This is a genomic window from Pacificibacter sp. AS14, assembly GCF_038899935.1.
Classification (GTDB): domain Bacteria; phylum Pseudomonadota; class Alphaproteobacteria; order Rhodobacterales; family Rhodobacteraceae; genus Celeribacter.
The window spans coordinates 1-24919 of record NZ_JBBMQI010000016.1 but is presented as its reverse complement, the minus strand read 5'-3'; the positions used below and the strand labels follow the sequence as shown (position 1 = coordinate 24919).

Here is a 24919-nt window from a genome sequence, read left to right as displayed (position 1 = left end):
TGGAATTGGACAGGCGTATCATACGCAAAACGGGTGACCTTTTGGTGCGGATCTAGGCGCGCTCACACCTTGCTGTTTTAAACATTTGTATGAGATTGCGGCGCGTCTTTGCAAAATTTTAAACCTTTTCGCCCGTCGCAGATTACATGTTTTAAAGATGAATTTGGGATGATTCCGCTGTTAAAATTGTTGACCAAATCCTAATGCCTGAGTGCGGTGGCTGCGCCTATGTCTGCTTTCGCCAATTGGGCTAGCGAAACAAATCTGCTTCGATCAACCAAGAGGTGATGGCATCGACACGTTCTATGCCACGCATGTCGGTATGACGAAGAAGCCAGACATCACGAGCCATGTCCGGTATTTTCGACTGTGGCGTAAGCTCGATCAGGCGGCGGTCTCGGCGGGCGACCGTTACCGGCAAAACAGCGCAAGCTGGTATCGCTAAAACAGTTTCAAAAGCCGTCTCAAGATCGTGAATCAGAAGCTGTGATCGCAACCCATTGGTTTGACGCGCCAGAGTTTCAGTCCACGCAGCTTGGGGAAGATGACCTGCTACAGGATCATAAACAAGCCAAGGGCGGTCTTCGACGGCAACTTCCATAGCGTCCTTGGCGGTGAAAACAGAGAACGTGACGCGCCCGATCTTCTGCGCCAGAACGGCGCTACCGCCTTCGCGTGGTTCGCCGAATCTCAGGGCCAAATCCACTTCGCGTCTCGTCAGGCTTAGATTCTGACTGTCTGGTATTAAGCTGACGTTCAGGCCAGGTTGAAGTCTGGAAAATTCCGTCAGACGTGGCGCAAGCAGACGGTTCAACAGGAATGGCACTGCTGTCAGGCGCACTGTTCCGCTAAGCGGGGTATCGTTGCCAATCAGCGCGTCCGCCGCATGTGCGTGCTGCTCCATTTGCTCAGCGCGGTCTGCAAGTTTCTGGCCAATTTGCGTGAGTTGGCTGCGACCTGATCTGTCGCGATTTATCAAAGCCTCCCCAGCACGTTTTTCTATTGCTTTGATCCGTCTGGACACCGTTGTGGCATCAAGGCTCAGAAGATCGGATGCACCGGCGAGACTTTCCGCTCGCGCGAGGGCGAGCAACACACGTAAATCGTCCCAGATCAATTGCTGCATAATCGCAGTTCATAGCGGCAAACTTGCGCGTTGTAAATGCAACTACGCCACAGCATGTTTGACGTGATTCAAACGGAGGCCAATATGCTTTACGCAATCCATTTCCACGACGATATAACTGCTGACCCTAACATTCGCCCACAATACATGCAGCAACACCTTGCTTTTCTTAGCGAGAATGAAGCCGTTATCCGCGCGGCCGGTCCGCTCAAGGAAAATGATGGTGCAGTGAAAAGCGGTCTTTGGCTGGTCGATGTCGAGACTGTTGAACAAGCTTGGCAGTTGGTAAAGGCCGATCCTTTCTGGCCGACTGGCCTGCGTGACACAGTTGAGATCAAGGAATGGGCGCAGGTCTTTTCTGATGGGCAGAAATATGTCTGATCCTATAATGCTCGCGGGTCTGACGGAGTGGGAATGGGTATTCTGCGGCAGCGCGGCCTTACTGGCGGGCTGCGTCCGGGGGTTTGCGGGCTTTGGTCTTTCCGCTGTGGCCATGGCGTGCCTTGTGTTGATCCTGCCACCCGTCGAACTGATCCCGATTTTCTATGTCTTGGAAGGAGCCGCGAGCTTTGCGATGTTTCGAGGCGGCATACGCGATGCGGATATGAGCCATGTTTGGCCATTGGCCATCGGGTCATTCATTGGCGTACCGATTGGCCTTATGGCGACAACGACCGTTTCGCCGGACATATCAAAACTGATCGCCGTGCTGGTGATCCTCATTCTAACGATGCTTCAGTTCTTTCGATCCATGCCAGCTGCCCTAACTTCCAAGTCTGGGCGATATGTAATCGGCACGACTGCCGGAATTGTTACGGGTCTTGCGTCCGTCGGGGGCATGGTCGTGGCCCTCTACGTGCTGGCAAGCCGCGCACCAGCAACCCAGATGCGGGCGGCCCTGACCATGTTCTTGTTCGTTGGCATGTTCACATCTTTGGGACACATGCTCCTTTATGGTGTGATGACGGAGACAGCCTTCATTCGCGGTGCGATCTTGATTCCAATTACACTGGCGGGCGTCTTCCTCGGAACCTGGGCGTTCAAACCCGCATGGCAGGTCCATTACAGAAGGTTTTGCTTGTTACTGCTGGTCGCGATTTGCTTAACCAGTTTGGGCCGTCTTGCTTTCGTTGGCTGACCAGAGATTTACGCAAGAGATGCCATTCGTTGATGGCGCAGCATTCGTCGAAGTGGGCTCAAACCTGCCGTTCGCTGCGATATACGTAATTGTCCGGTTTAGGGGGCGATCTCACCTCACCGGTAACAAAAATCAGACATCACAGTGATATAGTCCGCGCAGATTTCTGGGTCTGAAATCCAAAGGTCTGTGGCGCCGATCGAGAAATGCTGCGCGACCCATGTGTCGCCGGATTTGACCAAAAGCGCCATGATAGAGACGCCATCCATATCTTCTAGATAACCATCACTATCGACACCCCAGTGTCCACGCAAAACGGCCGGAACGCTGGTGACATCGATGGGCACGCCACCGGGGCGCTGGGGCGACAAAAACGCCAAAGCGCGGTCCCCAGACAAGCGCAGGGTGTCGACCACGAATTGCACAGGCGCGCCCAGTTGCCATTCGGCATGGGGGCGGATGGCATCCATCAAGTCTTTACGGGTTTGGGATCCGCGGGTGGGCTCGGACCAGTCTTGGGCCAGAGCTGGCATTGAGGTGGTCAGGCTCGCAGTCAAGGCCAAAGCAAGCGCAAATCCCAGTCGTATGAGAGACGTCATAATCAATTTCCTGTTGTAAAATCATCCCAAGATTCGGGAGCCACTGTAATGTGCAACACAGATATTAACGTCTTATCACGATCTTTCATTGACAATCCGCAGTTGCGCAACACGTCTTGCGCCGCCATAAGGCCATCATAGCCGTATCAAAGGATGTATCATGCCAGTTGTCGTCGTCGAATCCCCAGCTAAGGCCAAAACGATCAATAAATACCTTGGAAGCGACTACACGGTTTTGGCGTCCTACGGCCACGTGCGCGACCTGCCGGCCAAGAACGGATCGGTTGATACAGACAACGATTTCGAGATGATCTGGGACATCGGCGCGCAAAGCCGCCCGCATGTGAAAGCCATCGCGGACGCTTTGAAACACGACGACGTACTGATCCTCGCGACCGACCCTGACCGCGAAGGCGAAGCTATTTCATGGCACTTGCAAGAAGCGCTGACCAAACGCCGCGCGATTAAAAAATCCACCTCAGTCTCCCGCGTCGTGTTCAACGCGATCACCAAAACGGCCGTGACGGAAGCGATGAAAAACCCGCGCCAAGTGGATGTGCCGCTGGTGGATGCCTATTTGGCCCGCCGCGCCTTGGACTATCTGGTGGGCTTTAACCTGTCGCCTGTGTTGTGGCGCAAACTGCCCGGCGCGCGCTCTGCTGGTCGTGTGCAATCGGTGTGCTTGCGTTTGATTGTGGAGCGCGAAGACGAGATCGAGGCCTTTAACCCGCAAGAATACTGGACTGTCAAAGCCATGCTGGAAACCCCGCGTGGGCAACAGTTTGAAGCGCGTTTGACGCAGCTCTCGGGCAAAAAGCTGGATAAATTCGATCTGGGCGACCGCCTGTCGGCCGAGATGGCGGTGCAAGCTGTGTCGTCGCGCGATCTGAAAATAGCCTCTGTCGAGGCCAAACCGGGCACGCGCAATCCATCTGCGCCGTTTATGACATCGACCCTGCAACAAGAGGCCAGCCGCAAATTCGGCATGGGCGCGCGTCAAACCATGAACGCAGCCCAACGTCTGTATGAAGCGGGCCTGATCACCTATATGCGGACCGACGGCATCGATATGGCGCCCGAGGCCATCACCGAGGCGCGCGACGCGATCAAAGCGCGCTACGGCGATAAATATGTGCCGGCATCCCCACGGGTTTACAAGAACAAAGCCAAAAACGCGCAAGAAGCGCACGAATGTATCCGCCCGACAGAATTGAACAAAGGCCCCAAAGAAGCGGCCTTGTCTGACAGCGACCAAGCCAAGCTTTACGATCTGATCTGGAAACGTACCATTGCGTCGCAAATGGAAGCGGCCCGTTTGGAACGCACCACGGTTGATATCGCATCCGCAGACCAAGAGGTCGTCTTGCGCGCCACCGGTCAGGTTGTGGCCTTTGACGGCTTTATGGCAGTTTATACTGAGGGCAAAGATGATGCTGAGGGCGAAGAAGACAGCGCCCGCCTGCCACAGATCATGAAAGACGAGCCCGCCAAAAAGGTTGCCGGCGCGTTGAAATCTGACGCGGAAGGCAAAGAGGCCGCTTTGGGTGGCGACGCATCCGTGCTCGGCATGCAGCACCATACCAACCCACCGCCGCGTTATACTGAGGCGACTTTGGTCAAACGCATGGAAGAGCTCGGCATCGGCCGCCCGTCCACTTACGCGTCTGTTTTAACCACCATTGTTGAACGCGAATATGTGCGCAAAGACCAAAACCGCCTGTTCCCCGAGGACAAAGGCAAGATCGTTACGATCTTTTTGATGAACTTCTTCCGCAAATATGTGGGCTATGAATTCACCGCCGATCTGGAAGGCGAGCTTGATTCCGTGTCCGCGGGCGAAATGAATTACAAAGACGTGTTGAAGCGGTTCTGGCGTGATTTCTCGGCTGCAATTTCGGAAACGTCTGATTTGCGCATCTCGGAAGTGCTCGACAAATTGGACGAAGCGCTGACACCAACGCTGTATCCGCCCCGCGAAGACGGCACAGATCCGCGCGCTTGCCCCAAATGTGGCTCAGGCAGTTTGCACCTGAAAACATCGCGCTCTGGTGGCTTTGTCGGCTGTTCCAACTACCCTGAATGTCGCTACACCCGTCCGATTTCGGGCGAAGGCGCTGAGAGCTATGAAAAGGTTTTAGGCGAAGACAACGGTGACGAAATCTCGCTGCGCTCTGGTCGGTTCGGCCCCTATGTGCAGCGCGGCGAAGCCACGGCTGAAAACAAAAAACCGCCCCGCACGTCTTTGCCAAAAGGCTGGGCGCCCGAAAGCATCGATCTGGAAAAAGCGCTGTTGCTGCTGGATCTGCCACGCGAAATTGGCCCGCACCCTGATGGTGGCGTGATTGCTGCCAACTTAGGCCGCTTTGGCCCCTATTTGATCCACCAATTGCCAGACGAAGAAAAACCCGTCTACGCCAATCTCAAAGAAACCAGTGAAGTGTTCGAGATCGGCATGAACTTGGCGATGGAAATGATCACCCACAAACGTGAAAACCCCGGTCGGGGGCGCACAGTGGCCAAGGCGCTTAAAGAATTGGGCGATCACCCTGATGGCGGTCCGATCAAAGTGATGGACGGCAAATTCGGGCCTTATGTGAAATGGGAAAAGGTCAATGTGACCCTGCCCAAAGAGATCAAGCCCGAAGACATCACTGTCGAACAGGCGCTTGAACTGATCGCGACGAAAAAGCCAGCCAAGAAAAAAGCAGCCCCCAAAAAGAAACCTGCGGCCAAAAAACCAGCTGCCAAAAAAGCGCCCGCCAAAAAGGCTGCGGCGAAAAAAGACAGCTAAGACAACACGATTGCACAGCTTTAGGTAAATCGGGCGCGACACAAAGTTGCGCCCGATTTGCTTTTATGCGCGACATATTGCGCACAGGCGCGCGGTATAAAGTGTTGTTGCGGTGCAGCAATCCATTGACACTTGTCCCTCAATTGCGTCCAATCGCGCAAATCTGACTACTAGGGAGAGCGTCATGAAGAAAGTTTACGGATCCGCAGCTGAGGCCTTGGACGGCATTTTGCATGACGGCATGTTAATTGCTGCGGGCGGCTTTGGCCTCTGCGGCATCCCAGAGCTTTTGATCGAAGCCTTAGTTGAAAGCGGCGTCAAGGATTTGACCGTTGCCTCGAACAACGCAGGCGTTGATGATTTCGGCTTGGGCAAACTGTTGGCCACGCGCCAAATCAAAAAAATGATGTCGTCTTACGTGGGCGAAAACGCTGAATTCATGCGCCAATACTTGAGCGGCGAACTTGAATTGGAATTCAACCCCCAAGGCACATTGGCCGAACGTATGCGTGCAGGCGGCGCGGGCATTCCAGGGTTTTACACCAAAACAGGTGTGGGCACCGTGATCGCAGACGGCAAAGATGTGAAATCATGGGACGGCCAAGATTATATTTTGGAAGAGGGCATTTTTGCTGACATTTCCATCGTGAAAGCGTGGAAAGCCGATGCCACGGGCAACGCGATTTTCCGCAAAACAGCGCGTAATTTCAACCCACCAGCGGCAATGTGTGGTAAAATCTGCATCATGGAAGTCGAAGAAATCGTGCCCGTGGGCGCGCTTGATCCAGACGCGATCCACCTGCCCGGCGTTTATGTGCACCGCATCATCCAAGGCCAGCACGAGAAACGCATCGAGCAGCGCACAACGCGCCCAGCCGCCTAAAGCCGGCAGGAAAGACCCGCACGTGATATCGCCTTATGATACTTTGCCGCCCCGCGCTTTTTGGCGCAGCGGCGTGGTGGCTGAACTGCCCGAGGCAGTTCAAGGGCTCTACGTGCCGAAATTTGCGATCACCAAAGACACGGCCATCATGACCGCCGGCAGTTGCTTTGCACAACATGTGCACCGCAATCTGGTCGAGCGTGACTGGGCCGTGTTGGACTTTGAAAATCCGCGGCACAATTTTCGCCGTGATGTCATGGCGCGCTTTGGCTATGGGATGTATTCGGCGCGTTACGGCAATATCTATTCCGCGCGTCAAATGGTGCAGCTGTTGCACGAGGCATACAGGTTCGAGACGCCTCATGCCCCTGTGTGGCAGCGCGCGGACGGCAAGTTTATCGATGCGCAGCGTCCTGCCATTGAACCCGACGGCTATGACACGCCCGAATTGGTGATGGATGCACGCAACAACCATCTGCGCCAACTGCGCAGAACCTTTGAATCGACTGAGCTGTTGATTTTCACCCTTGGGCTGACCGAAACTTGGTGTCATGACGCCACGGGTACGGTGTATCCTACGGCCCCTGGTGTGCTTGCGTCTCCGACCGCGCCCGAAGAGATTAGCTTTCGCAATGATGGGCACCGCGCCATCATGGCCGATTTGCAGGCCTTGAACGATTTTGGCAAAAGCCGGAATCCAAATTTCAAACTGTTACTGACAGTCTCGCCTGTGCCTTTGACCGCGACGGCATCGGGCAATCACGTCTTGCCTGCAACGACCTATTCCAAATCCGTTTTGCGCGCGGCGGCAGGCGAATTTGCGCGCAGCCATGACACGGTTGATTATTTTCCGTCCTTTGAAGTGATCACAAATATAGCCGCGCAGGGCGACTTTTTCGAGGAAAACCAGCGCAGTGTCACCAGTCTCGGCGTCAAAAGCGCAATGAACATGTTTTTCCAAGCCCACGGCGAAGCGGTGGATGCTCCTGCACCTCGCAGCCGTTGCGCGGCCAGCCTGTTGGACGACGGCGATAATGCTGTGCAATGCGAAGAAGTCCTGCTTGATGCTATGAACAGGAGCCAGACATGAAGGTCTTGGTCCTAGGCACATCCCATTCGGCCAGCGTGCGCATGGGCGCGGATTGGATCAAGCGTGCTTTTCCCAGCCTTGAGGTCGATTATTTTTCTCTGCCCGGTGCAGTGCATTCCAGATCATTGATGATTGGCTGCACTTTTGGTCCAACACCCAGCGATGCGTATGGTTGCAAAATGAGCCAGCAGTGGAATGGCAGTCTGATGGTGGATTTGTCGCCTTACGCGCAGATTTTCCATGTGGGGGAACGCTTTACCATGGGCGCAGTCACCGGTTTGATGGCGGATTACGACATCTTGGAATACGATGAACGCAGCCTACGCCCTGTTATGTCTTTGAGCGCCGCACGGGCATTGATCGGTTCTGCGGTCTATGATTTCATCGAAGGCCGCCACGCTGTCTTTGGCGATGACAAGCGGTTCACATTTATGCCCGCCCCCTACCCTTTGGCGCGCGGGGCAAAACGCGGACCAGGGTATGAGGCCGCGATGGCCCGCCTGAACAAACGCCATACTGCATCCGACTGGTCGCAGATGTATGAGCACGCCATAGCCACCAGTTTGGCCGATTTTGGGTATCGGTTCATCCCCCAGCCAACACACACGCGCAACGGGGTTTTCGCCACCAACGACATCTATGCCCGCCCCAAGACGTCGGTGGCGGATGTCGGCGATAAGGTCGACAACAGGCACACCAATGCCGCCTACGGGCAGGAAATTTTCGCAGCTTATGCACAAAGCCAATTGGGCCTAACCCCATTGGAAACCGCATCAGCACCACAGTTATAATCGCCAGCGCGCAAGCTGCTGGCAAAGGTCACACCGCAGCGTTGCGGATTTAGGGAGAGCACATCATGGCCACAGACACACAAGCCCCAAAGGGTTGGGATCGCAATCAAATGGCAGCGCGTGCAGCGCTGGAACTGGAAGACGGCACTTATGTAAACCTCGGGATCGGCATTCCGACCTTGGTGCCGAACTTCATTCCAGAAGGCGTCGAAGTGACCCTGCAGTCGGAAAACGGCATGTTGGGCATGGGGCCTTTCCCCGTGGAAGGCACTGAGGATGCCGACCTGATCAACGCTGGCAAGCAAACCATCACCGAGCTGCCAAACACGGCTTACTTTGATTCCGCCTTTTCCTTTGGCATGATCCGCGGCGGCAAGATTGCGATGGCGATTTTGGGCGCGATGGAAGTCGACGAAAAAGGCGATTTGGCCAACTGGATGATCCCCGGTAAATTGGTCAAAGGCATGGGCGGTGCCATGGATTTGGTCGCAGGCGTGGGCCGCGTTGTTGTGGTCATGGATCACACCAACAAACATGGCGACAGCAAGCTGTTGAAAGCGTGCACCCTGCCCCTAACCGGCAAAGCGGTTGTAAATCGCGTGATCACCAACTTGGGCGTTTTGGATGTGGTTGAGGGCGGTTTGAAGATCATTGAAACGGCTGATGGCGTGACCGAGGCTGATCTGCGGGCGGCAACCTTGGCGACCATCGTCGACTGACCCGCTCCCCACACCAAACGAATGACAAAGGCTCCCAGTTTGGGGGCCTTTATGTGCCACATAGCCCTTTTTTGCTCATAGCGGCCTTGTTTGCGCGATGACCCGCTTAACTGTCGCCAAACGGGTAACAACATCATATTCTCGCCCTAATGTATCACTAGAACGGCGTGGAATACGGGCAAAATTAATCACATGCAGCAAGAGCAAACCATTTCCTCCACGATCGAACCCACCGCAGGCGGCTCCAAAGCCTTGCGCGACCGTTTGATATTGCTGGGGCTTTTGGCTTTGCTGATCGTCGGTCTTTTGGGGGCCGCAGCCGCCACGGGCTGGTCTGAGACCCTGCATCAAATCCAAAAACTATCCCTTTGGCAGATCTGTGTGCTTCTCGCCCTGTCGCTGGTCAATTATGGATTGCGCGGATTGCGCTGGCATCTTTTCGCCAAACGTCTCGGCCTTAACCTCTCGCTTATCACCAGCATGCGTCATTTCCTTGGCGGTTTTGCAATGACGGTCACACCGGGGCGTGTGGGCGAATTGGTACGGATGCGCTGGATACGTCGTGAAACCGGTTGGGCCGTTGAGCGCACAGCACCTTTGGTTTTGGTGGATCGCGCCTCTGATTTGGCGGCGATGGCCGTGCTTTTGGGGGCAACCCTTTTGCTCTCAACCTCAAAGATCGCAGGCGGTTTGCCTGTGACGCTATTGGCGCTGCTGGCCGCATTTATCGTCACGCGGCCCGCGCTTTTGGCGTGGTGTGCGCGCTTGGGGTATCGCACCACAGGCAAAGCGCCCCGTCTGTTTGCAAAGGTCCGTCGTGCTGCACGCGCGCTGGCACCGTTTTCCCAAGGTGGCGCTTTGTTCCAAGGGTCGCTTTTGGCCTTTGCGGGCTGGCTGGCCGAAGGATTCGCCTTTTATCTGTTGCTGGCATGGATGGGCGCGGATGTGACCGCAGCCACAGCCATCGCGATATTCCTATTTTCTACCTTGGCAGGTGGGCTGACCGGCGCGCCGGGTGGCGTGGGCGGTGCAGAAGCAGCGATGATCGCGCTTCTCAGCCTCGAAGGCGTGCCCTTGGCGCTGTCCCTACCCGCCACCGCTATCATTCGTTTGACCACACTTTGGTTCGCCATCGTGATCGGTCTGATCATTTTTCCCATCGCGGAACGCATATCAAAGAGAGTTCAAACATGAGCTGGAAAACTTTAGAGTCCACAGGCTGGGGGCGCGCGCATAGTGCCTCTGGTGATGTCGCCCGACCTGAACGCGCATCGCAGCTCAAACGCCTGTTGGCGCAAGCCCCTGTGCCCGCCTTTGGCATGCGCAGGTCATACGGCGACGCAGCGCTGACATCTGACGCGCCCTCTTTGGACATGACGCGCCTCGATCGGGTGTTGTCCTTCGATGACACAAGCGGCTTGGTGCATGTGGAAGCGGGTCTGCCGATTGGCGATCTGGGACGGATGTTTGCCGCTAAGGGATGGATACCCCCCGTGATGCCGGGCACAGGCTTTGCCACCATCGGCGGCTGCATCGCCAATGATGTACACGGCAAAAACCACCATGTGGTCGGATCGTTCGGCCAGCATGTGACCGAGATCACCTTGATCCAAGGCGACAAGACTCTTGTGATCACGCCTTCGGACAAGGGTATCTTCCAAGCCACTGTTGGCGGCATGGGTCAAACAGGTGTAATCGCTTCGGCTAAGATGAAAATGGCGCCCTGCAAAGGCGATTTGATGGTTTTGACTGAGCGCCGCATCGACAATTTGGACGAATTTTTCGTGGCCTTTGACGACAGCACCGCAGATTACACCGTCGGTTGGATCGATGCCACTGCCAAGGGCGCAAATCTAGGCCGTGGCGTTTTGGAAGAAAGCGAGATTACATCCGGCGTAAACCCCGGAAGCGGCAAAAGCAAATCGGTGCCCTTCAACGCGCCGCATTGGGCCCTGTCTGCGCCCATCGTGCGCTTGTTCAATGAAATGTATTTTCGCCGCGTGCCAGCCACTGGGCGCACCAGCGTCAAGCCTATTACGGATCCGTTTTTCCCGCTGGATGCGATCCACAATTGGAATCGTCTGTACGGCAAAAACGGCTTTAACCAATTTCAATGCGTTGTGCCGCTGAATGCCACCAACTGTTTGCGGATCATGCTGGAACGGATTGCTGCCTCTGGGCTGGCCTCGCCTTTGGCTGTGCTGAAAAAAATGGGCGCAGGGCGCGCGGGCTATATGTCGTTTCCGATGGAAGGCTACACATTGGCGGTGGATTTCCCCAATCGTGGCAGCGCCGAATATCTGGTGCGCGACTTGACCGATTTGGCGCGCGAGGCTGGTGGGCGGATTTACTTTGCCAAAGACGGCTTAGCCCAAGCAAAACAGATCGCGGGCATGTACCCAGAGCAAGAGACATGGCAGCAAGAGGTGGCGAAAGCTGATCCTGAACGTGCGATGGAAACAAATTTGGTGCGTCGCTTGCAGCTGCGCGGTGCACCTGCTGCGCCAAAAGCCTCTAAAGACCAATCTGAGACAGCCCTGTCTGATACAGGCCTATCTAATACAGGCAAAGGAGAGCGCGCATGAGCAAGTCCACACAAAACGAGACATGGATCATTTTGGGCGCAACCTCATCGATGGCGCGGGCCTTTGCGCGCAAAGCGGCGGCACGCGGTGCGACGCTTTTGCTGTGCGGGCGCGATCTGGACGACCTGCGGGCCACGGCGAGTGATTGCTTGGCGCGCGGTGCGAAAACGACTGAGCCTTGCGCCTTTGACGCGCGCGATGTGTCTAGCTTTGGTCCGATTATTGAACGTGCCACACGCGAGGACGGCGTGATCAATTGTGCTGTTTTCGTAGGCTCGATGCCCACCCAAGACGCGATCGATGCAGAGCCCGATTTGATCAGCGGCACGGTGCAAGACAATTACACCGGCCCAGCGACGTTTTTGCAAATGCTGGCCCCAGAACTAGAAAGCCGCGGCAGCGGCACGGTTGTGGGTGTTGGATCGGTTGCGGGCGATCGGGGTCGCATCGGTAATTACGTTTACGGATCAGCCAAAGCGGGCTTTGCGACGTATTTGTCAGGCCTGCGCAATCGTTTGACGCGCGCAGGTGCCCATGTGGTCACCGTGAAACCGGGTTTTGTAGATACGGCGATGACGTGGGATGTGGAAGGCATGTTCTTGGTCGCGGCCCCTGAAAAGGTGGCCACAGACATTATGAACGCGGTCGCCAAGAAGAAAAACGTGATCTACACGCCGTTTTTCTGGCGCTACATCATGCTGATCATCCGCCATATTCCTGAGTTCATTTTTAAGAAAATGTCTATCTAAAGCGCAGTTTATCCGAAGCATACGGACTTCAAAACGTCTTGCGATAGAGACCTCATGCGATAGAGACCTATGTCAAACAAAAGGGACACCCCACCAGGTGCCCCTTTTTTGATGAGCCTGTGGTCTCGAAATCTTGCCACGGTAAGATCGCGGCAACCACATCTTTAAGACGCGGCGCCAGAAGCAGGTGCGGTGGAACGGCGCAAAAGTAAATCGCCACCCGTCGTGACACGTTGCACGCTGACCGCCGATTGAGTCATGCATTCAGCCAAAAGCTTGACGCCAATGGGCCCCAAAGAGGCGCGATTGGATTGAACAGATGTGAGCGCTGGGTTGGCGTAGCCGCCCATTGCAAGCCCATCAAACCCGATGATTGATATGTCGTCAGGCACATTTAGACCCATGCTTTGAACCGCTTGCATCGCGCCCATCGCCACCATGTCGTTCATACAAAACAACGCCGTGGGCCGATTGCCTTGCTGCAATCGCGCCAACACAACATCACGCGCCGCCAGCGATATATTTTCGGGTCCGCCAAGATCAAGAATATGTTGATCTGGATCATACGCAATACCGACTTCTTCAAGCGCATTTCGAAACCCGTCAATGCGGCGGCGAATGGATTCTCGGTAAGGGTGCGTGACGTGCATAATATCACGGTGCCCCAGTGAAAGGAGGTGCCTCGTGGCGACCCAAGCGCCAAAATGGTAATCAGGTGAAACGCTGGTCAGCCGCATCGTGCGGTCCATGCCGTTCACAATGACCGCAGGTAATCCGCGCGCAACAACCGCATCCACCATATCGGGATGATCAACTCCCATTAACAAAAGCGCGCCATCAACAGTGCCGTTTTGGATCGCTTGCGCAATTTCATTTGAGTTGCGGTGCACGGCGAGGCTCAGTTCAATACCATTCGCCGCGCAGGCGGTGGTCACTGAATCCAAAATTTCACGATAAAAAGCATCATTCGCGACGTATTGCTCAAGTGTCAAAAGGGTTGCTGTGCCAAGTGTGGTTTCACGCCCTGCGCGTCCACTATACCCAAGATCGTCGATGATTTGCACGATACGCTGCCGTGTCGCGTCGCCCACGCCTTCGCGATGGTTCAAAACCTTTGAAACGGCCGCGACGGACACGCCAGCGGCTTGGGCGATGTCTTTCAAGGTCGGGCCAGACTTACGAGGCTTGCTCACAGTTTCGCATATCCTTTGCCGGATGTATGACAGATCAACAGTGCGCCTAACACGCTGTTTCAGATGAACTATCAGGTTTGCAACCGACGGTGCAACGAAACTTTCGTGGAAGGGCTACCAGAAAAACGCAGTGTGACCCTGAGCACGCATCAAGGCTTCCATGAAATAGTAATCACCATAGGGCAACATTGCATCGCCACGCCCTGCTGGCACATGACCTGCACCATGCGCCAAAAATCCTTGGGCGCCATCAACTTTGGTCAAGTCGCAGTCTATCAAAAGCCCGTCGAGAATACGGTATCCAAGCGCGGCCCAACGGGGTGCTTGATCAGCGGGCACCAGAGTGCACAACATCAAAGCCCCCGCCGCCGCGACGGCTGCCGCAGAACTGTCGACGGGGTGCGTCCCATCGGTTGGCAGGGCAAAATCCCAGACGGGCACGGCTGTATCGCCAAGCAAATCTTCGAACTTCCCAGCCAGCCTAACGGCAGCATCAAGAGATGCGGGATTGCCCGTGACACGATAGCAATTGGCAAATCCATGGATCAACCATGCCTGCCCGCGCGCCCAACAAGATGCGTCGGCGTACCCCTGATGGGTTTCGCCGCGCAAAGGCGCACCTGTGGCCGGATCAAAGCAGAATGTGTGAAATGTCGTATCGTCCTCGCGCACCAAATGGCGTAAAGACGTCGCCTCATGCATGTCGGCAACCTCGCGAAAATCGGCAATGCCGGTTTCGCGGTGCGCCCAATGCAGCAAGGCAAGGTTTTGTATCGTATCGGCAATCATGCGGCCATTGGCGAATGTAGCCTGTTCACGGTCATGAGGACCAACAGGGTTCCAAGCTTGAATATATTGGCCGTCCTCGCGGAACCGTGACACTAGGGCGCGCGCGGCTTCAATGCCCATGGAACGCGCGGTCTGATCACCTGTAAGCTGCCACTGGGCCACGCAAGACAGGGAAAACACAAAGCCAAGATCGTGATCTTGGGCTTTGCGATTGTCCAGCATCTGACGAAATGCGCCGCGCCGTGCCTGAGCTGCGTTGGAAAAGACCGTGTCACCGGTCAATTGATAGGCCAACCACAATTCGCCTGACAAAAACCCCATGACCCAGTCGGGGCCATCGCACCACGCCCAAGTGTTGTCATCACGTCCGATCTTGGGGTTGCGCAATCCGGCCACTGGCAAAATTTCCCTGAGGCGCTGCATGCATCGCGAAAGAGCCGCCTGATATTCAGGTTTGCCGTCAGGTTGGCCATTGGATGCACCTGAGAAATAGGATGTCTTTTGCGAATGGATCATGAGGTCTCCTTTGTCGCTAGAGTATGGACATTACGAATGTTTCGTCAATAACGAAAGTTTCTTGACTTCGGTTTTGGTGAGGTTTAGGCCAATACGCACTGGTAAAGCGTGAGCGTTTGGAGAATCTCACGGATTTCATCAGATCAGATGGGAGGTCGTCGCAAGGGGTTCACGAAACTTTCGTCGAGCGACGCCGTTTTTGGAGGAATTTTTATGACGACATTTACACGAATCTTAACGGCTGGCACGCTTGCGCTATCGCTGACGTCTACCGCAGCGATGGCAGATATCTACCGTCTGGCGACGAACGTTTCCGAAACAAGCACCGCAGGCCAGTTGTTGACAGAATTTGCCGATGCCGTTGCCGAGCGCACAGAGGGCCGCGTGGAATTTCGTATGTTCAATGACGGCGTTTTGGGCGAGCAGGCGCAGTATTTTCAACAAATCCAACGTGGTGTGATTGATGCGGGCCTTGTGAACTCTGGAACGCTGGAAAACGTTGCCCCAGCCGTTGGCGTGATGAACCTACCTTATGTGTTCCGCACATCCGAAGAATACGCGCAAGTTATGACCGCAGCTGACGTGCAAAAGGCCTTGTTCGATGCAACAGCAGAGCACAATGTTGTTCCGCTCGGGTTTATTTCGTCGGGCTTTCGTTCGATCTACACAACCTCGCCCGTGGAAAGCTTTGAAGACATTCAAGGCATGAAGCTGCGCGCCATCGCCAGCCCGACCTATATGGAAATGCTGTCTTTGTTCGGCGCTGTGCCAACGCCGTTGCCATTTGGCGAACTCTACGCAGGTTTACAGCAAGGGATCGTTGACGGTGCCGAAGGTGGTCTTGCCGGTCTTTACGTTGCGCAATTTGGTGAAGTCGCGAAATACGCATTGTTGACCAACCAAACACGCCTGACCGACTTTGTCGTCACATCGAACCGTTTTAACGACAGTGTCGATCCTGCCGATCTTGCGATTGTACGTGAAGCGTTTGAAGTGATCAGCCTGAAATCGATTGAATTTTCAGACGCCAGCGAAGCCGCCGATTTGCAAAAGGCCGTTGATGAAATGGGGGTTCAAGTGATCGATGTCGACACAGCCCCCTTCATCGACGCGGTTCATCCGATGTACGAAGCGGCCCGTGCAGATGACGCGAAACAGGCGTTGATCGAAGCGATCTTCGCCATCGAGCACCGCGACTTCTAAACAGTTTGCCTCGCTTACACTGTGTTGGCGGGGCACTCAGCCGGTAAGGGGCCAACATGACGCAAGAAATATCTAGACATTCGGCCGCGGCGCCAACGCCGGCACTCATCACGTTGGGTCGCCTCATCGAGCGCCTCATCGCCCTGTTTCTCGCCAGTCTTCTCGCGCTGATGGTGGTAGCGATTACTTGGCAGGTGGTCTCGCGCTACATCTTGTCTACGCCCAGCGTCTATTCCGAAGAATTTTTGCGATTTTCACTGATTTGGCTTGGCTTGATCGCGGCGGGATATTGCTTTCTCGGCAGCCGCCACATGAGCTTGCCGCTGTTGCTTGACATGCTTCCACCACGGCCACAGCGCGTTTTAAACCTTATCAATTCAGAACTCTCCTTAGTGTTTGGGGCGATCCTAATCTGGGGCGGTTCAACCAGTTTTGTCGCCAACAGCCGTATGCGCACACCGATGACGCAGATCCCGATGGGCTGGTTGCAATCGGTCGTTATCATTTGCGGCGTTATGATCCTTGTTGCTGAACTCATCCGTATTTTACGACTTCTAGATAGGCTGCCCGCTGACCCTGCCCGCCCTGCATCCACCAACCCTGCGACGCTTGCCAACCTTTTGGTGGCCACTGGCATCGTGTGTGTGTGCGGCGCGGGGATCATCACCCTTTGGCAATCCGATTGGATGGCAGTCAATGTGCGCAATGCGTTGGAACTGACGTCGACAATTGTTTTGTTCACGACGTTTGTGGTGTTTTTGATTATAGGCAGCCCCATCGCCATCGGCTTGGCCTTCGCAGGCGTCCTAACCTTGGGCTTGCAAATCGACCTCGACATTATGATACCCACCGTGGGCGAAACAATGTTCAACGGGCTGGACAGCTTCGGATTTCTGGCGCTGCCCTTCTTTATTCTAGCTGGCAATATCATGAACGCGACAGGTCTTGCGCGGCGGCTGATTGATTTTGCCATGCTGATCGGTGGGCGCATTCCTGGTAGTTTGTGGCAAACCAACGTCTTGGCAAATATGTTGTTTGGCACACTGTCAGGATCAGGCATTGCCTCGGCCACCGCAATTGGCGGTATCATAAACCCTGTCGCCCGTGAAAAAGGGTACAACATGGCGATGTCCACGGCTGTCAATGCGGCGTCGGCTCCATCAGGTATGTTGATCCCGCCCTCAGGCGCGTTGATCGTTTATTCTTTGATCACTGGCGGAAGCGCATCGATCATCGCATTGTTTATGGCGGGGTATTTGCCAGGGCTGATCATGGGCCTGTCTGTTATGCTGGTGGCCTATTGGTACGCCAAAAAACACGGGTATGAAGCCGAAAGCACGCGCCCAACCCGCGGCGAAGCCTTCCGACTGTTCTTGCGTGCGGCCCCTAGCCTTTTGCTGGTGGTGATCGTAATTTCAGGCATCCTAGGCGGCGCTTTCACCGCCATCGAAGGTTCAGGAATCGCGGTGGTTTACAGCCTTTTGCTGGCTCTGATTTACAAAGGTCTGAATGCTCAAAAGCTGTTCGAGATTTTGCGCGACACTTCAATTGTGACAGGGTCCATCTTGTTCTTGATCGCAGCTTCTACGATGATGAGCTGGTCGATGACCTACGCCTCGATCCCCGAAACCGTGCGTGTTTTAATGACCTCGGTCAGCGACAATAAGATCGTGATTTTGCTCATGATCAATGTCATCTTGCTCATCGTCGGTGTGTTTATGGACATGTCCCCCGCGATGCTGATTTTTACACCCATCTTCTATCCCATTGTCACCGAACTTGGTGTCGATCCGGTGCATTTCGGCGTGATCCTCATTTACAACCTCGCGCTTGGTTTGGTGACGCCGCCCGTTGGCACAGTGCTGTTCGTCTCTTGCTCGATCAGCGGTGAACCGATTGCCAAGGTCATAGGGCCCCTTCTGCCGATTTTTGCATTGCAAACAGCGGGTTTGTTGGTGATCACCTTTGTGCCCGCAATCAGTCTCGCCATCCCGCGCTTGTTTGGATTGTAGGCTGGCATGACAATTGATCCAGCACTTGCACCCTTTGTGCGGTTCAATCCGCTTCATGGGCAGCCGCTGACGTCACGAGCCGACTTGGCCGCGGCGATGGGGCGGTTGTTGGCACCGTTGGAGGCGCACCGTTCACCGGGATGTGCCCGGGTTAAGCTGTCACCCACAGGGGCGATTTTCGATCATGGCGCGGCAGAGCTGGAAGGCTTCGCGCGCCCCCTTTGGGCCTTGGCCGCGGCACATGCAGGCGGCGAGACGACGATTGATTGGCACCCCTACCGCATAGGATTGGACAATGGCACCACCCCAAGCCACCCCGAATACTGGGGGGAAGTGGGCGAAGTGGACCAGCGTTTGGTTGAACTTGCGGCCGTCGGGTTTGCACTTTTGGTGGCCAAGACCGAACTGTGGGATCCTTTGTCACCCGATGCCAAGGACCGAGTGCGCGCCTATCTTTTGGCGGCGACCGAACAACGATTTTCACCCAACAACTGGTTGTTTTTTCGCCTACTGATAGATGCGGGTCTGCGCGCGACAGGTGATGGGCCTGCGCCCGAAAGCGGCGATGTAGATCGCGCCGAACTGGACCAGATGTATCTGGGCGATGGATGGTACCGCGACGGAATCGGCAATCGCGTGGACCATTACGTCGGCTTTGCTTTTCATGTCTACGGCTTGTTACTGCACCGCTTTGCACCCCACACAGACATGAGCAGCCACCTGTCCCGCGCGCGCGCTTTCGCCCCTCAGTTCGCCCAGTGGTTTGACGACCAAGGGCGCGGTTTGCCCTTCGGGCGTTCGATGACCTACCGCTTTGCCATGAGCGCGTTTTTCGGAGCCTATGCCCTGTGTGACCCCGACCCCGTTTTACCGTGGGGGGTGTTGAAAGGCATTGTGTTGCGCAATCTGCGTTGGTGGGCCGATCAACCGATTGCTGACCGTGATGGCGTATTGTCGGTCGGCTTCGGCTATGCCAACTTGCATATGGCAGAAGACTATAATTCCGCGGGCTCTCCCTATTGGGCGATGAAGGTGTTTTTGTGTCTCGCGATGCCGCAAGATCATCCGTTCTGGTTGGCAGACGAACTGCCATTGCCACACTTTGACACATCGCAAGTCCAAAAGGCGCCGCGGTTTTTACTGCGCAACAGCGGGGATGAGGTGACGGTTCTGTCCGCAGGTCAGGACGCACCGATGTTCCGACACGGTGCGGAGAAATATTCAAAGTTCGCCTATTGCACAGCCGCCCCCCCTTGTGTTGAGGCACGTGACGCGCAGTTTGAAACAGCCGCGTTGGATGGATCCATGGCCGTCGAGATCGAAGGGCGGCCATGGCATATACGCCAGAACAGTCGCTGCATCAGGTTGACGTCACAAGGCTTGCGCGCGCGATGGCGCCCCTACGATGACGTGGTCATCGACAGCTGGCTGCGGTTCACTGGCGCAGGTCACGTTCGCCTTCACCGCATCCGCAGCGCCACGAATTTACGCTTTATCGAAGGCGGATTTGCAACCGCACGCAACTGTGCCTTGCCCCATGTGACGATGCCTTGGGACAGCAGCGGTCACGCGCTGTGCACGAACGGCAGCGAACTGCGCGATCTAGGCAGAGTACGCCAATCGCGGGTTCATGTACCTGCGCCCAACGTATCACTTCTAACGCCCAAGGTCGCCGTGCCGCAGCTCTTAGGGCTGTCGCCTGCAGGTGTGCATTGGTTCGGATGTTACGTGTCGCTCGGGCGGCCAAATCAATTTGACAACACTATGAATACACAGGTGTGATGCAACAATGTTCAGCACAACAAAACCAACACAAGCCATCGGCGACCACGGCTTTGACGGCCTATGGATCAACGATCCTGTCCATCACCGCTTTTTGCGAAACGATGCCCAACGCCAGTTAGATTTTTTTCGCCCCATGCTGCGTGCAGATGGCGGGTTTGATGTGCCTGATTTTGCCGGAACCCCGCTGGGGCATGGACCACAAGAACTTCACACCACAACGCGCATGGTGCATTCATTCGCTCTGGCAAAGCAATTCGGCCATAGCGGTTGTGATGATGTGATCGACGCGGGCATGGCCTTCCTGTGGAATCTGCACCGTGATGCGAAACATGGCGGCTATCTCGCGGCGATAAACCGCGATGGCACAGCCGCGAATGACATGAAATTGGCCTACGGGCACAGCTTTGTGCTGCTCGCGGCCTCGACGGCCAAAGCGGCAGGACACGCCGATGCGGACCGCTTGCTGTCGGATGTGACGGATGTGCTGCAAAGCAAATTTTGGGAACCCGCTTATGGCCGCTTCGCAGACGAGTTTCGCGCCGATTGGACGCCCTTTTCAACCTATCGCGGATTGAACGCCAATATGCATGGAGTCGAGGCGCATCTCGCCGCGTTTGAGGCCACGAATGACGCTGCTTACCTAGATCGCGCAGGTCGCATACTCGCGTTCTTTTTCGATGACTTGGCCCCGATGCACGGCTGGCGTCTACCGGAGCATTTCACACAAGAATGGCTGGTCGATGCCACCTATGAAGGCAACCCGATGTTTCGCCCTGCGGGCAGCACGCCGGGTCACAGTTTCGAACTTGGTCGTTTGTTGCTGCAATACTGGGATTTGACAGGCCGCGCCGACGATGGAGCCCCTGCCAAAGCCCGTCGCGTGATCACGCAAGCGCTAAGCGATGCGACACGCAGCGACGGCGGTTTTGTTTACACGCTGGAGCAGGGCAAGGTTGCCAAAACAGATCGTTATTGGTGGCCTGTGACCGAAGCGATCGGAGCCATTGCAGCATTGCAAAAACTTGCCCCGAACGCAGCCGATGAGGCGACTTACCGCAAGCTATGGGCGTTCGCCGATGCCCATCTGATCGATCACGACCGTGGAGGCTGGTTCCCCGAACTGGACAATGACGGCACACCGACGTCGCGCCAATTCCTTGGCAAGCCCGATATTTACCACGCAATCCAAGCGGATTTATTCCCGCCTGTCCCTGCCCTATCGCGATTGTCAGCACCGCCACTCGAACCCGCGAAAAAATCATAGCCATAAAAAGGACCACCCTAATGACCCTGAATGTAGAAACACGCCATGCCGTTCACCAAGATCACGCCAAGATGATGGGCACGGATGAGCTGCGCAAAAATTTCCTGACCCAAGGCATGTTTGTCACTGGCGAGATTAACCTTGTTTACACCCATTATGATCGTTTTGTGATGGGCGGTGCTGTTCCAGGTGACGGCACTCTGGTTTTGGGCGAAGTTGCTGAAACCCGCACACCAACCTTTATGGATCGCCGCGAAATGGGCATCGTCAACATCGGCGACACCGGCACTGTCAGTCTGGGCGATGAAACATTTACGTTGAAGCAAGGCGATGTGCTCTACCTTGGGATGGGCGCGGGCGAAATCATCTTTGCGGGCGCGGGGCGATTTTACATAACCTCTTGTCCGGCCCACCACACATACCCCAACCGCCTTATCACGATTGCAGACAGCAAAGAGGTTGTCTTGGGTGACGCAGAAACGTCCAACAAGCGTCGTATCAACCAATTCATTCACCCGCAGGTCATGGAAAGCTGCCAATTGGTTTTAGGTTACACCGCGCTGCTGGAAGGATCGGTCTGGAACACAATGCCCGTCCACGTGCACGACCGCCGTATGGAAGCCTATTTGTACTGGGGGATGGATGATGCGTCCCGTGTGATGCATCTGATGGGCGAGCCGACGGAAACCCGTCACCTTGTGATTGCCAATGAAGAAGGTACAGTGTCCCCGCCTTGGTCGATACACTCTGGCGCGGGCATTGGGAAATACACCTTCATCTGGGCCATGGCGGGCGACAATATCGATTATACCGATATGGATTTCATCCAACCCGCAGATATGAAGTAGGCCGATATGACGGATTTATTTACACTCGCGGGTCGCAAGGCCCTAGTGACCGGTGCCAATACGGGCATCGGTCAAGCGATCGCGGTGACTTTGGCTGGCCAAGGCGCTCATGTGATTTGCGCAGGACGGCGGTCCTGTGATGAAACAGTTGCGGCCATCGAAACCGCAGGCGGGCGGACACAGACACTCTTGCTTGATTTCGCGGATCCTATGGCTGCGCAAAACACTTTTAAAGGCGCTGACGTTTCGATCCTTGTGAACAACGCAGGCATCATCCGCCGTGCAGACAGCACCGAGTATTCCGAAGCGGATTGGGACGCAGTGATCGATGTGAACCAGAAGGCATTGTTTTTTACGTGTCAGGCTTTTGGCAAAGAACTGATCGCCAAAGGGCAGGCAGGGTCCATCGTTAACATCGCGTCCTTGCTGTCGGTCCAAGGCGGCATCCGCGTGCCAGCCTATACCGCGTCCAAACACGCTGTGGCGGGCATCACCAAGATCCTTGCCAACGAATGGGCGGCTCACAACATCACGGTGAACGCCATCGCACCTGGCTATATCAGTACCAACAACACCGAAGCCCTGCGCAGAGATACAGATCGCAACGCTGCCATTCTGTCGCGCATTCCCGCAGGACGCTGGGGCGACCCCGACGATATCGGTGGAACCGCTGCCTACCTATGCTCGCGTGCGGCGAAATACGTGACGGGCGCTGTGCTCAACGTCGATGGCGGCTGGCTTGCGCGGTGAGGTTGCGTGCGGCTGTAGGCACACAATTCCACAATCGATTTGTCATTATTGTGATTCAGGCTGTCATTGCGATCTACGTAAAATTGCGACCTACATATATACATATATATGTCACCCAAAAGAGACGCCCGAATGGATGTCCCTTTTGGGTTTTCTTGCGCCTGCGGAAGTGGCCAGTTGCGCCCTTGCTGCCGTCATAAAGTTCGCCTGCCAGACAGTGCTGTCTTTCACAGCAATTGCGTCAAAGTCTGTTTAAATAAAAGCCTAAAGGACATTAATGATCCTGTTTGACGGATACCAATTTGGGATAGGAAAAACAGCAAATTTAGGATGAGATTGTCCAACAATGGTATGAAGGCGATCTTTAATCACGCCTGATCAATACTCATTGACTAGAACCTATCGACCTTACCATATCCTAATGCCCCTAACGCACAGCATTGGTGGCAAACACACAGCCATCGGAATACAAATCAGGCGGCGTCACGCAGAGCCCCCGCGCGACTTGCCATGCGGCGAGGACTTTGGGCACATAGGCGCGGGTCTCGGGGTATGGCGGCACGCCGCGATTGTCTTTGACCGCGTTTTCGCCCGCGTTGTAGCCTGCCAGCGCCAAGACCACATCGCCGTTGAATTCTTTGATCAACCAATCCAAGTAAGTGATCCCGCCGCGAATGTTCTCTGAGGGATCCATGGCGTCTGTGACGCCAAAGCGTTCGGCTGTGGCTGGGATCAATTGCATCAGACCCTGCGCCCCTGCCCCGCTGATCGCATCTGTCTTGCCCGCAGATTCCACCGCGATCACCGCCAAAGCCAAAGCGGGGCTGACATCTGTGCCAATAGAATGGATCAACAGATCAATACCATATGTATTGGCCAAATCCGTGACCTGCTGAAAGGTGGGCGTGGACAGGGCTGCTGCGCCATCATTGTCGAGGGCGGCCAAGGCTGCGGCGAAGCGTTCGGGGGCCGCACCGGCCAAATCATGGGGCAGAACGCTCCAAAACCAGTCTTGCAGATCGGCGGGGACGCTTGGCAAATCCGTCAAAGGCATCACGGTGCCCGCAGGCTGTGGACCTGTGGGACCGCTTGGGCCTGTGGGGCCGCTTGGACCTTGGGGCGCGAATTGGGTTGAGGGGCGAATTTGAACATTGATGCGGCTGGTGGTGTCAGATGTCGGCGGCGTCAAACGACGCGGCGTCACTTTGGGCCAAGGGGCTGGCGTAAGTCCCGGCTTAACCTTTTTAAGGGCACTGCCCGTGGCAGGGTCGATCAAAACGGGGCCGGTTGGACTGCTTTGGGCCCAGACCGAAAACGGCGCAACACCGGCGCAGAGGCCTATAAGACCTGCACAAAGGCAGGTTCTCAGGGTACGTGTCCGTGACAACGCCCCCCAAATAATGATTCCACTCATATAGATGCTCGATCCGTCTCATTAAAATTTCTCTTAGTTTCGCAAAAATTAGGGGATGCAGCCAGTAATTAGATCAAAATTGGCACCAATCGTTGAACAAATTTGAATCAAATTGCGCCCCCAAGAGAAAAAGAGGAAAAAGGTTAAAAAATTAAATCAATATATTTCAAATGCTTAAGTGATTATCTTGCTGAAATATTAACGGTGCCAAAATCGTACTATTCTTGCCCCACTCTTGCCCCAGTTCGGGGGCCATATAGTCACATCGAAAGCGACAAGGCAGACGACGCGGTACGGGAAACACCGCAGCTGAAACCGCTTAGAACGTGAACATCTGATATACCCCGGAGGGTAACACCATGAAATTCTTCAAACTCTACAAAAACTTCCAAGCAGACGAAGACGGCGCAGTAACTGTTGACTGGGTTGTTTTGACTTCCGCAATCGTAGGCCTCGGCGTTGCTGTTCTTGCAACTGTTGCAACCGGCACGAAATCAATCGGCTCCACTATCTCTTCCGATCTCGCAGCCCGCACTGTCGTAACTTACTAAGTCAAAATTTCTCAAAGTCTTTGGCTTTGATCTGAACACAGGAAATACACCATGAAATTCTTCAAACTCTACAAAAACTTCCAAGCAGACGAAGACGGCGCAGTAACTGTTGACTGGGTTGTT

Annotated in this window: 22 protein-coding genes; 17 read left to right on the top strand and 5 right to left on the bottom strand. The window is 55.2% G+C overall.

Translation table 11 applies throughout. From position 1 onward, the window contains the following. Positions 1-250 precede the first annotated feature (250 nt). On the bottom strand, positions 251-1126 hold the full coding sequence (locus WNY38_RS13980) for a LysR family transcriptional regulator (RefSeq protein WP_342857971.1): 876 nt from the start codon (positions 1124-1126) through the stop codon (positions 251-253). An 84-nt stretch (positions 1127-1210) separates the two neighbouring features. Between WNY38_RS13980 and WNY38_RS13975 the strand changes: the two genes are divergently transcribed. Together WNY38_RS13975 and WNY38_RS13970 are read left to right on the top strand one after the other, a co-directional pair. Further along, on the top strand, positions 1211-1507 hold the full coding sequence (locus WNY38_RS13975; protein WP_342857970.1) for a YciI family protein: 297 nt from the start codon (positions 1211-1213) through the stop codon (positions 1505-1507). Further along, complete coding sequence (locus WNY38_RS13970; protein WP_342857969.1) at positions 1500-2264, top strand: sulfite exporter TauE/SafE family protein; 765 nt, start codon at positions 1500-1502, stop codon at positions 2262-2264. The genes WNY38_RS13975 and WNY38_RS13970 overlap by 8 nt, the downstream gene beginning before the upstream one ends. A gap of 116 nt (positions 2265-2380) precedes the next feature. On the opposite strand, the gene WNY38_RS13965 is transcribed toward WNY38_RS13970, so the two are convergent. Next, entirely contained in the window at positions 2381-2863 is a 483-nt protein-coding gene (locus WNY38_RS13965) for a hypothetical protein (RefSeq protein WP_342857968.1), read from the bottom strand. A gap of 160 nt (positions 2864-3023) precedes the next feature. Between WNY38_RS13965 and topA the strand changes: the two genes are divergently transcribed. The 8 genes from topA (at position 3024) to WNY38_RS13925 (ending at position 12471) form a co-directional block, all read left to right on the top strand. Then, positions 3024-5654, top strand: coding sequence for a type I DNA topoisomerase (topA, locus tag WNY38_RS13960; protein ID WP_342857967.1), 2631 nt, complete (start codon positions 3024-3026; stop codon positions 5652-5654). 184 nt (positions 5655-5838) lie between these two features. Next, on the top strand, positions 5839-6537 hold the full coding sequence (locus WNY38_RS13955) for a CoA transferase subunit A (protein WP_342857966.1): 699 nt from the start codon (positions 5839-5841) through the stop codon (positions 6535-6537). 22 nt (positions 6538-6559) lie between these two features. Further along, complete coding sequence (locus WNY38_RS13950; protein ID WP_342857965.1) at positions 6560-7627, top strand: GSCFA domain-containing protein; 1068 nt, start codon at positions 6560-6562, stop codon at positions 7625-7627. Continuing rightward, positions 7624-8418: a hypothetical protein gene (locus WNY38_RS13945; protein WP_342857964.1), complete on the top strand. Its 795-nt coding sequence runs from the start codon at positions 7624-7626 to the stop codon at positions 8416-8418. Before WNY38_RS13950 ends, WNY38_RS13945 begins: the two co-directional genes overlap by 4 nt. Positions 8419-8483: 65 nt before the next feature. Further along, the gene (locus WNY38_RS13940) at positions 8484-9137 is read left to right on the top strand and encodes a 3-oxoacid CoA-transferase subunit B (protein ID WP_342857963.1); all 654 of its coding nucleotides are present in this window, start codon (positions 8484-8486) and stop codon (positions 9135-9137) included. A gap of 192 nt (positions 9138-9329) precedes the next feature. Beyond that, positions 9330-10331, top strand: a complete 1002-nt coding sequence (locus tag WNY38_RS13935; protein ID WP_342857962.1) for a lysylphosphatidylglycerol synthase transmembrane domain-containing protein — start codon at positions 9330-9332, stop codon at positions 10329-10331. Next, positions 10328-11722 (top strand): FAD-binding oxidoreductase, encoded by a 1395-nt coding sequence (locus WNY38_RS13930; RefSeq protein ID WP_342857961.1) that lies wholly within the window; start codon positions 10328-10330, stop codon positions 11720-11722. The genes WNY38_RS13935 and WNY38_RS13930 overlap by 4 nt, the downstream gene beginning before the upstream one ends. Next, positions 11719-12471 carry an SDR family oxidoreductase gene (locus WNY38_RS13925; RefSeq protein WP_342857960.1) on the top strand — a complete coding sequence of 251 codons (753 nt, stop codon included), beginning with the start codon at positions 11719-11721 and terminating at the stop codon, positions 12469-12471. The genes WNY38_RS13930 and WNY38_RS13925 overlap by 4 nt, the downstream gene beginning before the upstream one ends. A gap of 164 nt (positions 12472-12635) precedes the next feature. Here WNY38_RS13925 and WNY38_RS13920 read toward each other — a convergent pair whose 3' ends face one another. Next, a complete protein-coding gene (locus tag WNY38_RS13920; RefSeq protein WP_342857959.1) occupies positions 12636-13664 on the bottom strand; it encodes a LacI family DNA-binding transcriptional regulator in 1029 nt (342 codons plus the stop codon). 114 nt (positions 13665-13778) lie between these two features. Continuing rightward, entirely contained in the window at positions 13779-14969 is a 1191-nt protein-coding gene (locus WNY38_RS13915; protein ID WP_342857958.1) for a glycoside hydrolase family 88 protein, read from the bottom strand. A gap of 213 nt (positions 14970-15182) precedes the next feature. On the opposite strand from WNY38_RS13915, the gene dctP reads away from it, so the two are divergent. Genes dctP through kduD form a run of 6 tightly spaced genes read left to right on the top strand, consistent with a single transcriptional unit; the run spans position 15183 to position 22831 of the window. Then, positions 15183-16172 carry a TRAP transporter substrate-binding protein DctP gene (gene dctP, locus WNY38_RS13910; protein WP_342857957.1) on the top strand — a complete coding sequence of 330 codons (990 nt, stop codon included), beginning with the start codon at positions 15183-15185 and terminating at the stop codon, positions 16170-16172. Between the two features lie 56 nt (positions 16173-16228). Further along, complete coding sequence (locus WNY38_RS13905) at positions 16229-18184, top strand: TRAP transporter large permease subunit (protein ID WP_342857956.1); 1956 nt, start codon at positions 16229-16231, stop codon at positions 18182-18184. A 6-nt stretch (positions 18185-18190) separates the two neighbouring features. Beyond that, the gene (locus WNY38_RS13900; RefSeq protein ID WP_342857955.1) at positions 18191-19966 is read left to right on the top strand and encodes a DUF2264 domain-containing protein; all 1776 of its coding nucleotides are present in this window, start codon (positions 18191-18193) and stop codon (positions 19964-19966) included. 7 nt (positions 19967-19973) lie between these two features. Next, positions 19974-21233, top strand: a complete 1260-nt coding sequence (locus WNY38_RS13895; RefSeq protein WP_342857954.1) for an AGE family epimerase/isomerase — start codon at positions 19974-19976, stop codon at positions 21231-21233. A gap of 20 nt (positions 21234-21253) precedes the next feature. Continuing rightward, a complete protein-coding gene (gene kduI / locus WNY38_RS13890; protein WP_342857953.1) occupies positions 21254-22081 on the top strand; it encodes a 5-dehydro-4-deoxy-D-glucuronate isomerase in 828 nt (275 codons plus the stop codon). Between the two features lie 6 nt (positions 22082-22087). Further along, positions 22088-22831: a 2-dehydro-3-deoxy-D-gluconate 5-dehydrogenase KduD gene (gene kduD / locus WNY38_RS13885; protein ID WP_342857952.1), complete on the top strand. Its 744-nt coding sequence runs from the start codon at positions 22088-22090 to the stop codon at positions 22829-22831. A 427-nt stretch (positions 22832-23258) separates the two neighbouring features. Here kduD and WNY38_RS13880 read toward each other — a convergent pair whose 3' ends face one another. Continuing rightward, on the bottom strand, positions 23259-24245 hold the full coding sequence (locus WNY38_RS13880; RefSeq protein WP_342857951.1) for a transglycosylase SLT domain-containing protein: 987 nt from the start codon (positions 24243-24245) through the stop codon (positions 23259-23261). Between the two features lie 359 nt (positions 24246-24604). Here WNY38_RS13880 and WNY38_RS13875 point away from each other — a divergent pair, with 359 nt between their 5' ends. Next, positions 24605-24796, top strand: a complete 192-nt coding sequence (locus WNY38_RS13875) for a hypothetical protein (protein ID WP_342857950.1) — start codon at positions 24605-24607, stop codon at positions 24794-24796. The last annotated feature ends 123 nt before the right edge of the window (positions 24797-24919 follow it).